The 12,147-nt window shown below is 44.6% G+C and carries 12 protein-coding genes and 1 tRNA gene; 10 read left to right on the top strand and 3 right to left on the bottom strand.

The features are described 5' to 3' along the window. Nucleotides 1-2: 2 nt before the first annotated feature. Together IPL83_13340 and IPL83_13345 are read left to right on the top strand one after the other, a co-directional pair. Nucleotides 3-79: transfer RNA gene (locus IPL83_13340), tRNA-Arg, on the top strand. A gap of 323 nt (nucleotides 80-402) precedes the next feature. Further along, nucleotides 403-675, top strand: a complete 273-nt coding sequence (locus IPL83_13345) for a type II toxin-antitoxin system RelE/ParE family toxin (protein ID MBK9040126.1) — start codon at nucleotides 403-405, stop codon at nucleotides 673-675. 574 nt (nucleotides 676-1,249) lie between these two features. On the opposite strand, the gene IPL83_13350 is transcribed toward IPL83_13345, so the two are convergent. From IPL83_13350 to IPL83_13360, 3 genes are all read right to left on the bottom strand, one after another. Next, nucleotides 1,250-2,365, bottom strand: coding sequence for a hypothetical protein (locus IPL83_13350; protein MBK9040127.1), 1,116 nt, complete (start codon nucleotides 2,363-2,365; stop codon nucleotides 1,250-1,252). Nucleotides 2,366-2,380: 15 nt separating this feature from the next. Further along, on the bottom strand, nucleotides 2,381-3,505 hold the full coding sequence (locus tag IPL83_13355) for a hypothetical protein (protein ID MBK9040128.1): 1,125 nt from the start codon (nucleotides 3,503-3,505) through the stop codon (nucleotides 2,381-2,383). Between the two features lie 260 nt (nucleotides 3,506-3,765). Further along, entirely contained in the window at nucleotides 3,766-4,206 is a 441-nt protein-coding gene (locus IPL83_13360; GenBank protein MBK9040129.1) for a DUF333 domain-containing protein, read from the bottom strand. A gap of 65 nt (nucleotides 4,207-4,271) precedes the next feature. On the opposite strand from IPL83_13360, the gene IPL83_13365 reads away from it, so the two are divergent. The 8 genes from IPL83_13365 (at nucleotide 4,272) to IPL83_13400 (ending at nucleotide 11,918) form a co-directional block, all read left to right on the top strand. Beyond that, nucleotides 4,272-4,553: a helix-turn-helix transcriptional regulator gene (locus IPL83_13365; protein ID MBK9040130.1), complete on the top strand. Its 282-nt coding sequence runs from the start codon at nucleotides 4,272-4,274 to the stop codon at nucleotides 4,551-4,553. Further along, complete coding sequence (locus tag IPL83_13370) at nucleotides 4,523-5,065, top strand: DUF4423 domain-containing protein (GenBank protein MBK9040131.1); 543 nt, start codon at nucleotides 4,523-4,525, stop codon at nucleotides 5,063-5,065. Before IPL83_13365 ends, IPL83_13370 begins: the two co-directional genes overlap by 31 nt. Nucleotides 5,066-5,189: 124 nt before the next feature. Continuing rightward, a complete protein-coding gene (locus IPL83_13375) occupies nucleotides 5,190-5,552 on the top strand; it encodes a winged helix-turn-helix transcriptional regulator (GenBank protein MBK9040132.1) in 363 nt (120 codons plus the stop codon). Beyond that, a complete protein-coding gene (locus tag IPL83_13380) occupies nucleotides 5,536-6,501 on the top strand; it encodes an SRPBCC domain-containing protein (protein MBK9040133.1) in 966 nt (321 codons plus the stop codon). Before IPL83_13375 ends, IPL83_13380 begins: the two co-directional genes overlap by 17 nt. 963 nt (nucleotides 6,502-7,464) lie before the next feature. Further along, nucleotides 7,465-8,055: a hypothetical protein gene (locus tag IPL83_13385; protein MBK9040134.1), complete on the top strand. Its 591-nt coding sequence runs from the start codon at nucleotides 7,465-7,467 to the stop codon at nucleotides 8,053-8,055. 59 nt (nucleotides 8,056-8,114) lie between these two features. Further along, complete coding sequence (locus IPL83_13390) at nucleotides 8,115-9,695, top strand: hypothetical protein (GenBank protein MBK9040135.1); 1,581 nt, start codon at nucleotides 8,115-8,117, stop codon at nucleotides 9,693-9,695. A 73-nt stretch (nucleotides 9,696-9,768) separates the two neighbouring features. Beyond that, nucleotides 9,769-10,437, top strand: a complete 669-nt coding sequence (locus tag IPL83_13395; protein ID MBK9040136.1) for a response regulator transcription factor — start codon at nucleotides 9,769-9,771, stop codon at nucleotides 10,435-10,437. Next, nucleotides 10,434-11,918 (top strand): hypothetical protein, encoded by a 1,485-nt coding sequence (locus tag IPL83_13400; protein MBK9040137.1) that lies wholly within the window; start codon nucleotides 10,434-10,436, stop codon nucleotides 11,916-11,918. The genes IPL83_13395 and IPL83_13400 overlap by 4 nt, the downstream gene beginning before the upstream one ends. The last annotated feature ends 229 nt before the right edge of the window (nucleotides 11,919-12,147 follow it).

Genomic DNA, 12,147 nt, shown 5'->3' on the forward strand with positions numbered 1-12,147 from the left:
ACGCACCCTTAGCTCAATTGGATAGAGTATGTGACTTCGGATCACAGGGTTCCAGGTTCGAGTCCTGGAGGGTGCGCCAATTCTCATTTTGAAATTTTTGTAAAATCCATTAAATTTAAAGACTTAGGCCAATATAGTCTGGGTCATTGCTGAAAACTTGTTTTTCCAAGGTTTTTCATGGATAATAAAGATATGGAAAAACAGGCAACTCTTTCTACAAGTATTGATTCTGATCTTAAAAAAGCTTTGGCTGCATTTTGTAAAAGCGAGGGCTTAAAATTCAAAGTGTTGTTGAGAATGCTATTCGTGAGCAACTCGAAGATGAAATTGATCTTGCTAGCTATGACGAACGAAAGAACGAAGAAGAAATTCTCTGACTGCGGTACTGAAGAAGCTCAAAAAATGAGTTCTAAGGTTTACGAAGTCGTTTTTAAAAAGAGTGCAGCTAAAGAACTCCAGGGGTTGCCGCAAAAAATCCAGCGGAAGATAATAGATGCAATTCAGCTTATTTCATTAAATCCATACACAGAACTACTTCAAATAAAAAAGATGAAGGGTGCTGAATCCCTCTATCGAATTCGTATTCAAGATTATCGTGTCATCTACTTGATTGAAAACAAAATGATTAAAGTCACGATTATCAAAATCGGTCATCGCAAAGAGGTTTATGAGTAGACGACGCGTGTAGATCAAATTTCAAGAAAAAACAATAGTATCTGCCGCCCTTGTCGCGGATAATTTTTAGCTGAGAATGTCAAGATATATGTTTAGAAGAAACCCTCATTTCGCTGGAATTCTGTTCGAATCATCGGAAAGTATTCAAACGAGTTTTATGAATTTTGATCTCGATGTCGTTTTTCTTACGAAAACAAACTCCATTAGTAAGACCTTCTAAACCCTTATATAAGTCGGCCAGTCAGGAGAAATGGGTGCGATATTTAGAAACCTGCACACGCAGTTCTAAACGACTCAAGCTGGCCGCACCAATTTGTCAATTTGCAGTCCAAAAACGTTGGGTTTTAGACAACTTCAAAGAAATCTATTCCAAACGCCACAAGAGATTCCTCAGGAGACTTTTTAATTTTCTGTGAGACCTCCTCTATAAATTCTGAAATACGTCTCTGCAGTGATTTGATATCATCTTCGCTCAAAGTTACAACCATTGAAAGGTGCACATCAGTATTACGTGCAAGACGCATATTCTGCAGCGTTTGAAGCCGCCAGTTTTTATGAATCCAAGAGAACGCGTCTAATAGACGTAACTCATGGCCACGCGAGACATGATATTTCCACCAGTCAGAGTGCCACCGGAAGTTCCAAAACTTCCGTCGAGTTTGAACCCGCTAAAGTGAAGAGTCATACCACAGGCCACCGAAGTGGTGTCGGGATTGGACCTGTCCACAGACGAGGAACCCGTTACCTTGACTTTGTATTGATTGAGCAGAGTCGCCTGCGTAGCGGAGCCACGTAAACTCAACCATTTCGCGACTTGCCCTTCCGCCCCTAATCCAAGCTTAAGATCTAAGATGTCCGTGTTCTGGGTCGCTGCCCCTGAACCCATCTCCATATTCATGCTACGGAGTTCAGAGAAATAAAAGATCATCGACCGCTTGCCAAATTCCTCAACATGAGCCACTCCCGCCATCAAAAGAAGAGATCCAAAATCGGTGCTCGTCGAACTGGCGTCCGGCGTGTATTCCGCACCCTTTTTGAACAGACTCCCATAAAAACGATAGTGCTCCCCTTTATAGATGGCATTGAGTTGCAATCCCATTTCACCTTTGTAGTCGTCGCCGTCGGCCGCTGCTCCATCGGCTTCGTCAAACAGGTGTAAGATTCCAAAGAATTCGAGGTTATCGCCGATATAGGCTCCCGCACGCACTCCGGCGAAGGTCTCAGAACGATCAATTCCACCGGTAGTTTCATCGACGTTTTTGGAATAATTAAATCCAAACCCAAAACGATTGGCCGCACCAACATTGGTTCCCCAAGTCACATCGATGGTATTGTCAGGCTTTAAAAGCGAAGTGCTCAGAATGTTTCGTACAAAAATGGCTTCTTCGTTCTCGTTGCCTAAGTAAATCGCAAAGGGGATGCTGGCCTTGCCATCCCACCAGCCGCCCTCCCCCTTGGGGGTCGCGACGGTGTCTTCTTTGTTTGCTGTGCCGCTGACACCCCACTCAAAGCTGAGACGCCGATCTAGATTATGAATATAAGCGGGATTGAGAAAAATGTTGCGTTCATCCTGAATATAGAATGAACCCGATGAATTTTGTCCTAGAGCTTCCAGCCGCGACTTCGTCGCCCAAGCCACTGGCATCGGCAAAAAGGCCCCGCAGATAAAATAACAAATCACTCGCATCATCTAAAATCCACCCTGTTAATAAGTGTAGGCCATCGCAACGCGAGACATGAGGTTACCGGCATTCAATGTCCCACCGGCTGTCGTGAAACTGCCGTCGAGACGGAAGCCATTGAGTAGCACGGACATACCGCCCGCAACAGTCGCGGAATCCTCAATCGAGTTGGTGGTGGACGGAATTCCCGTCGTCTTATTCGTTTCATCATTGAGAAGCACCCCTTGAGTGACCGAACCACGCAGCGACAACCATCTTTTCACTTGGCCTTCAACACCAAAACCAACCAACAGTTGAGTGGTTTCACGCTTACGCTTGACGGATTCCCCTTGTTCCAAAGACTCACGCTCCAGTTGCGCGAAGCACATCAGAAACGCATGGCGGTTGCTCAATTCCTCCGTATGACTCGCGCCCACGGTCAACTCAAGTGCGCTTAAGTCCTGACTCGTGCCGCCGGCGACTTCATACCCAGAATCCTTTTTGCGGATTTGCCCCCAGATTCGGTATTTGTCGAGATTATAGATCGCACCTGCCTTCAATCCCAACTTGCCTTTGTAGTCATCGTCATCAACCGCCGCCCCTTCTGCTTCATCAACCAAAGCCAGATGACCGTAAAACTCCCAATTTTCACCCAAAAGAACACCCGCACGGAAACCAACAAAGGTCTCTGATTTTTCTACACTTGCGACGGTGGCTTCATCTTTGTTTTTTGAAAGAGTCGCTCCAAGGCCCCAGCGATTGGTCGTTTCCGACCCCATTCCCCAAGTAAAATCAAGAGTGTTATCAGGCATCAGGAACGTACCCGAAGCGGCAGAGCCGGCCAGATTTCGAAAGTAAATGGATTCATTATCCTCGTTACCGAGATAGATTGTGTATGGAAAAGAACCCTCATTTTCAAACCATCCGCCTTCTGCTTTCGGTGCAGTAACGGTATCGGTTTTACTGGCCCCTCCGTCATTGCCCCACTCGAGATTGATCCGTCGATCGATCTTATGAACATACGCCGGATTCAAAAAGATATTGCGCTCGTCTTTGATAAAGAAGGAGCCCATCGAATCTTGACTCAGAGCCTCGAGACGTGACTTGGTTGCAAAAGCCGGTGTTCCCCCGATGACTGCCGCGACCAACAAAAACCAAAACTCCCACATGATTTCGTCCCTCCCGAAAACACGAACATTGATGTAATGAACAGGAGGATTAAACACTCGGACAGCAAAAGAGCAATTCAAAAAAGCTGGAGAAAAAATCAATATTTCTAAAAGCAGACTCCTCTGTTCTCACTCAATCACCCAGGCGAGACTCTGTCGGACTTATTTGGAAAGTCCGACAGCAACTGGCAACTAGCAAATGGTGAACGGTGAATGGTTTCGCCGCTCCGCCCCTCTAGCCATTGCGGAAATCAGCAGGTTTAGGGCCGGGTGACAACATCGATGACGCGAAAGAGCGCCCACTGGTTTACTACGCAGTAGCCAGCTGTTCCTTCAGGCGTCTCGATCATCCTGAGAGTGCCTGCGATATCGAGGCAATTAACTGCTGCCGGGTTGGGCATCCCGCCTGGGCCGTAATTGTGGTCCTTGACTAGCCCCCGCTCCAACATAGCATGGAAGAGTGTCCATTGCTCGATCACGCAGTTGGCGTTTTCTCCCTCTGGCGTAACGACAGACTCCAAGGCGCCGCCTAGTTGAATGCAATTGACCGCAGCCGGATTGGCCGGACCGATACTAGACCCACCGCCCGCATGGGCTATGCCCTTCATTGAAGTAAGGATGAAAACTGACAGAATTAGTTTTTTCATTTTTGGTTCCCCTCTTTCTTCACTTGTTTTCGACCAATTCTTGTGAGAACTCAATTACCATGTTATCAAAATATGAAGGCTAAATTTGATAAAATATTAAATAGTAATGCAGACGAGTTATGCAGATCTTTAGACACAAAACTTACCATGCGATTCTTCAGGAATGGATTGCCCATGAAAAATCAAAGGGACCCCGGCTTCAGCTGGCACGAGCTGCAGGGTGTAGTCCGTCCTGGCTCACCCGGGTATTGGCCGATGAAGTTCAACTCACCCCGGACCAAGCTGCTGGGATCGCTGATTACTTGCATCTCACTGATGATGAAACGGACCCTTTCTGTTGCTTGTCGATCTGGAGCGGGCAGCAACGCCCTTGCTCAAGAGGTGGATCCAGCGCAAGCTGACGGAGCTTAGCCGCGAAAGCCGCAAACTGCGGAGTGCGCTTAAGGGCGAATCAGCAGTTTCACAAGAAAATGCGATCAAATATTATTCAAGTTGGATTTACGCAGGAGTCCACGTTGCTTGTATGATCAAAGTTCAGTCTCCCAGTGAAGTTGCAAAACTTTTGAATCTTTCTGAATCAAGGGTCGGGAGAGTCATCAAGGAACTGCGGGATATGGGACTTGTGAATTCTGAAAGTGAGGGATTTATAGCTGTTTCAAAGGGTGTGCACCTGCCGGCTGGTTCCGACCATGGCAATTCGGGTCACGCCATCTGGAGACAAAAAGTGATCCAGTATTTTCAGGAAGGGGGCGGGGAGGGCCTGCACTACTCCGGTGTCCACTGTCTCTCTCGGGCCGATATTGATCGTATTCAGGAGTTGCTAAAAAGCGCTGTGCTCAATTGCCGAGAAGTGATTAGGGATTCGCCATCAGAGACGCTAGCAGTGATGTGTGTTGATTGGTTTGAGTTGTGATCCCTTAAGGTGGGAGGAAAGGAAGGCCATTGACAGACACAAAGCCATCTCAATTTGACACGATTGACAAATTCTCTTTCTCCTTTATAATTAACTTATTGGCTAATTAACCGATAAGGTAATTATGAGGCAAGGCGAGGATAAATTAAATCTGACTTTTATGGCTCTCTCAGATCCTACTCGTAGAGCAATATTAGCTCAATTGTCCAGAGGCGAAAGTACTGTGCAAGAGCTCTCCAAGCCATTTGATATTTCCGCTCCGGCAATAACCAAACATCTTAAAGTCCTCGAAAAGGCCGGGCTTATTTCCAGAAGTAAAGAGGCTCAATGGCGCCCGTGCCGTATAAAAGCCGAGGCACTTAAAGACGCCGCAGATTGGATTGGTAACTATAGAATATTTTGGGAAGAAAGTTTCGACAGACTTGATACTTATTTAAAGAAATTAACAGGGAAGAAGAGGGGAAATAGAAATGGCCGCAAAAAATAAACCAAATGAACTCTATATCGAACGCATTTATGATGCTCCACTTAAGATGGTCTGGGAGGCTTGGGTTGACCCCAAACAAGTGGCTCAATGGTGGGGGCCGCGCGGGTTTACTCTGACCAGCCATAGTAAAGACGTGCGAACAGGCGGCCATTGGAACTACACAATGCATGGACCGGATGGGGTCGACTATCCCAACAAGACAAAATATCTTGAAGTCGAAAAATATTCTCGTATGGTTTATGATCATGGTGGGAACGATGATCAGCCGCCCCTGTTTCGTGTGACTGTCAATTTTATTGATCTTAAAGGCAAAACCAGAATGGAAATGACTATGGCCCTAGCTACAGCTGAAGCCGCATCTGAAACCAAGAAATTTATCAAAAAAGCTGGAGGAAATTCGACTTGGGACCGGCTTGCTGAATTCTTAGAAATGGAATCTACAAATCAAGATGTTTTTGTGATCAATCAAACTTTTGATGCTCCATTAAACTTGATGTTTGAATTGTGGACCGACCCAAAGCACCTTGGTCTTTGGATGGGGCCAGCTGGTTCTAGAATAGATTATTTAAAAGCTGACATTAAACCTGGTGGAAGTGCCTTTTATTGCATGACAGGCGCCGGAGACACAAAGATATACGGAAAAGCAAACTATCTAGAAATTGTTAAACCCCATCAACTTGTCTATACCCAACATTTCTGCGACAAAAATGAAAAGATGGCTCGTCACCCAATGGCCCCTACTTGGCCTGAGGTCATGAAGACAATTGTTAAACTGGAGGCTGAAGGCCCTGATAAAACCCGTGTGACTGTCAAATCTTGGTACTTCTATTCATATTGTGGAAAGCAACGAGAATTGAGGTTTTGGCCAAGCTTGCCTATCGCAATTCGAAAGGCGCATCTTATTGCAATTTTCCTGATAGAAATGACATTTATGGGCTCATTTTTGTAACACTTGACAATCATGAAGGATTACATAGTCATTCCATGATCTTCAAAAACCAACGTAATCTCGCTACTTAATCTCTGTCACCACTTTTGGTACTTCGCTTGCTTTGATATTCGATTACTATGAAAAGAAAAAATATCTTATTAAAATATATCATAAGCATCTCAATCGCAATTTTTCAAGTTGGCTGTGGCAAAGATCGCTCTAGTAGCACCTCAAACACAGGAACCACTACAGCATTCCAATGTTATTCAACATCTGGGACGGCAGTGACCAATAGCTCCTGTGCAAATACCACTGGATACTACTGTATTCAAACAAATGGTGGAACGACCGTATCAAACACTAATTGCTCCAGCAGTACATCGACGTATCAGTGCTACACGAGTACTGGTTCTTCAGTTGCAAACAGCTATTGCTCAAATTCGACAGGCTATTATTGTCTGTCGAATGGTGTTGCCGTCGCAAATAGTTATTGCGCGAGTAACTCCTCCACAACAACAAATGGTGTGTGCGCTGGATTCTATTATTATTCTGGCGGGTATGTAGGTGGATATTATTATCCGGCCGGTCAGTATTACTGCAACCCAACATCAACTAATTACAATAATTGTTCCGGCGTAACGATGACAAGCATGAACTCGTCTACATACGGTCAAACTATGACGTGTCAGTAAATTGTAATCGTATCAAATTGAGATAGTTCTTCTACCCAGATTGCCATGCCACATAATTCTAATCTTCGGAGTTTACGCAAGCCGTAAAGGCCATGAATGACCAGTCATTGAATGTCTTTAGGTCATCATGACTCAAAAGCAAGCCTATTTCGTTAAAGTCATTTTTCTATAAAAATATTTAGTTAGAAAGTCGGTTTTTTCCACAATTGCTCACAGTTTATGCTCGATGCTGTACATAAGGGAGCGAACTAAAATGTGCTCGAACTAATACGTACTATTGGAGAAAAATATGAAAATAAAAACACCCTTTGTCGCAAGCCTTCTAATTGGAGTGGTTTGCGCTCACGCAGAATCCCCCCGCCCAGAACTAAATCTAACCTCAGAACAGCGCAGTTGCCTAGAAGGCGAAATCGGCAAACCAGGTGAAGGCAGCCGCCCATCTAGAGAGCAAATGGAAGCGGCTTTCAACGCCTGCGAAGTACAAGCACCACAAGTTCCTCCTGGCGGCAGATTGAGGGGGCGTCAATTTACAGATCAGCAAAAAACCTGTCTTGAAGGAAAAATCGGTAAGCCTGGCGACCGAGGCAGCCGTCCTTCGAGAGAAAAAATGGAAGCCGCATTTAAATCTTGCGGAGTTCAACCGCCAAAACGACCTGTATTTTCGCGCGACCAATCTCTTAATTTTGATTCACTAAGCGAACGATTCGCAGCAGCAACTAATGATGATGAAAAATCAGCAATCCGAGAATCTATGAGTATCCTATTTCAAGCGACATCCGATGAGACGAAAAGAGATCAGATTAGAGAGTTCCTAAAACAAAACCCAGAAAATTGGATAACGCCAACAACTGAAAGACAGGCGTCGAGTGCAGTGAAATAACAATTCCTCTGAAACTAAATGAAATTCGGAAGCGAGATGAATATATGAGCCCTAATACAATGATTCAGAAATCTTTATTAATAACTGTGCTGGCACTTGGATCTGCCGCTTGGGCAGCGGGCGACTTTCCGCCTGGAGGCATGAGAGGTGGCCCTCAACTTTCTAACACTCAAAAAACCTGTTTAGAAACCAAGATGGGAAAGCCTGGCGATGAAGGGAGTCGGCCTTCGAGAGAAAAAATGGAAAGTGTCTTCAAGGAATGTGGAGTAACTCCGCCTTCGTCAGGTATACCCAGACTTCCGAGCAGGACAAATCAAAATCTTGGTGACACTCAAAAGACTTCAGCGACAAAGATAGATCCTTCCGCCGTCATTTCTGAATTAAAGCCATTGCGTGGTGAAAACAATGATTATCTGCGACTTGATGGAAAAATTCCAAAAGCATGCAAAGAAAAAATATCTATAAGGATGACCTGTGCGGATGAGGACAAGGTCTCATTCGCAATAAGTGAGCTAACCCAAGATGCCTTCGCCTGTTTGAAAGACAATCAAAAAAAATGCCAAGCCAAAAATTCTTCAGCGGAATGTATTTCATTTGATGAATTATCTAAGGACAGACAACTGCAAGGCAAGTTTACGTCCAAACTTGAGTTAAAAACGGCTAAGTCAGAATGTTCAAAAATTAAAATTCAATCTGCCAAAGTCACAATTCTCAAAAATTATTTCGATCCAAGTCTTGCGAAAACAGAGGCAGGCAAATGTACTGAGTGCCAATCGCAAAGTGGTCAATTTGAAAAGCTACAAGCTCAAGTTCAGGCGCTAAAGAACGTTGTTAATAAGCAGAACGAAACTCTCTCAAAAATGCCCGATCTTTCCAAGGGGCCTCCTGGCGGCAGAGATGATTTAGAAAGGAAATTTGCTGGTGGCCGACGCCCACCACGAGATGAAGATATGGATGAAAATTTCGATGAGGATATGCCAAAGCGCCCTCGCAGAGAAGCTGGAGGAGATCGAGGCATGATGGGTGGCATGAATATGGGCAGAGCTAATGGCGGAATGAACGCTATGGGCATGGGCGGAATGTCGTCCATGATGGGTGGCTATGGTGGCGGAATGAATATGATGGGCATGGGCGGAATGTCGTCCATGATGGGCGGTTATGGTGGCGGAATGAATATGATGGGCATGGGCGGAATGTCGTCCATGATGGGCGGTTATGGTGGCGGAATGAATATGATGGGCTTGGGCGGAATGTCGTCCATGATGGGCGGTTATGGTGGCGGAATGAATATGATGGGCTTGGGCGGAATGTCGTCCATGATGGGCGGTTATGGTGGCGGAATGAATATGATGGGCTTGGGCGGAATGTCGTCCATGATGGGCGGTTACAGTGGCGGAATGAATATGATGGGCTTGGGCGGAATGTCGTCCATGATGGGCGGTTACGGTGGCGGAATTGGAGGGATGTCACCGTACTCCAGCTACGGCAGCACAAATATTATGCCAATGGGTTGGATGGGCAGGATGAACAACAGGTCCTCTTACATGGGTTACTCTGGTGGCTCCTCATATTTAGGTGGGTATGGTAATTTTAATTTATCGTTGCCTAGTTCTTACTCAACTTATTTTAGGGGTTATTGAGTAAGACCAAATTATTAATTTCAGGTTTGTTCTAAATATGGCGAAAAAATCGTTAAGAATAGGAATGCAATATATGAATGTGCTTTTAGTTGAAGATGATCCAGCTTTAGCTCGAGGAATCCAAGTCATTTTAGAGATTGAGGGCTACCGGACCTTCTGGGCGTCCAATTTAAAATCAGCTTACGAAATTAATGAAGGAGAAAAATTAGGACTTGTCATACTCGACCTAGGGCTTGCGGATGGCAGTGGATTTGATTTTTTGACTAAAGTCCGAGAATCTGGCTCACGACTGCCGATCATTGTACTCACCGCAAAGACAGATGAAGACTCGATCGTTGAAGGACTTCAGCGCGGGGCTAATGATTATATGAAAAAGCCCTTTGGCAACCGGGAACTTTTGGCGCGAATCAAAGCTATTCTTAGGGAGCCGCAGTTAAGGGAAAATCAATTTCGCTTTGGTGATCTTCTTCTCTTGGTTGACCAACGAGTTGTAAAATATAAGGAAAAATTAATTGAAGTCAACCGACGCGAATTTGATATCCTTCTGTTTTTAGTTCAGCGTGCAAATACGATTGTTAATCGTGAAATCCTGCTTCAAGCTATGGACAAAGATGGTCAGATTTTTGATCGCACAATAGATTCGCACATCAGCCATCTTAGATCTCGATTCCGTAGTGCTAACATATCAACAATTAAAATTTCATCTGTCTATGGTCTCGGATATAGATTGGAAAAAGTATGATTCGCAACAAGATATTTCAAAAATATTTTCTGTTAGCATTTTCTTTGTTGGCTATATTTGTCGTTCTAGGTTTTATCTTCAATGGCGTTCTTATAAAATTGATGATACCAAGTCGAGAAATGGTCCCCCCAACCTTTATTGCCAAAATTATTGACAGAATTAACCCCTTAAACAAAGTGGACGCCATTAAAGAATTGCCTTCATGGCAGGGTGATATGCCTGGACCACAATTGGTCTTATTAAATGAAAATGGCGATGTGTTATATCCAGATGGGTACCAGCGAGATTTCAATTGGCAAGAAACAATAAAGCCAGAACAAGTTTATGATTTTACTTATATTGGGAAAGAAAATGAGCGAAGGTCGTCCCCCTCGATGTTTTTGACGGGAATTCCTTTGCCCGGCATGGGACCTGGCGGACCACGCGAAATGCAATCGGCCTTAGTTCGGCTCAGCGGCAGTTCTCCTCAGTTTCTACTTATCAATCCGCCATCATTTCCTCATGAGGATCGCCCTGCTTTTCTTCCATTTATCGGTTTAGCATCGTTAGTTCTATCTCTACTATTAGGAATTGGTGCAACAATTGCGATTATTTATAACTCAGTCAACAGAAGCGTGATTGTTGCGGATAATGTCATTTCGGAACTTCACAATGGAAATTTAAAGGCGCGCTTCCCAATTGGCAGGAAAGATGAGTTTGGTCAGGCCATGATGAGATTTAACTTCATGGCAGATGAAATTGAAAAGCTAGTGACCAATTTGCGAAACGTTGAACAAGCCCGAACAAAACTCCTTCAGGAACTTGCGCATGACTTGAGAACACCAATTGCGTCACTTAGAAGTCTGATGGAAACACTCGATTCGGATCGAAGCAGCCTTGATCCTCAGGTGCAACAGGAGCTAATGACACTATCCTTAAAAGAAATAGATTATTTTGGTCGCCTTGTCGAAGATCTATTGTTCCTGGCTCAAGTGAACGAACCAGCCTATCAGAGGAAAGGCCAATCGCTTAATTTATCCGAAATTCTTGCGGAGGAAGCTGATGATTGCCTCCATCGATATGAACATCAAGGCAAGAATGTAGTTCTCGATGAAGATATTAAGGATAAGAACATTTGTTTGGTTGGAGACAGTGCCCTGATTCGTAGGTTATTCAGAAACGCACTCGAAAATGCATTTTCATTCTCCAAATTCAAAGTTTCTGTCATGGCAGAATTGTCTGATTCCGGTCGAGTTCATATTACAATTGAAGATGATGGACCTGGTTTTAGCCAAGACAGTCTTAATTCATTTGGATATCGAAGAGTAACACGCAAAGTAGATAATAAACCAAATGGACGTCTGTCCGTAGGCCTTGGTTCAGTTGTTATGAAGACTATTTGCGATGCCCATCGCGGCACGATTGAGGTTTCCAATGCCATTGACTCAGAAAATCAGATCATGGGTGCAAAGATTAATATATCATTGCCTCAGCGGACTTGATTTGCTCGATCTGGCCTAAACGCGACAATAACTTGAGGGACGTTGAGGCTGCTCGAGTTTGTCGCGAAGATAGTACACTGCATTACCCCAGCCAGGGACTGACTTCGCGATCCGAAAGCAGACTTTTGAGACAGAATCTGGGATTAGAGATACCCCTATGATTGCAAGCTGAGGACTTACGCGGCAAACTCCGAAGCTATGCCGCTACGCTTCTCTTTCTAACCGTCTA

The sequence above is a fragment of the Bdellovibrionales bacterium genome, from assembly GCA_016716765.1.
Classification (GTDB): domain Bacteria; phylum Bdellovibrionota; class Bdellovibrionia; order Bdellovibrionales; family UBA1609; genus JADJVA01.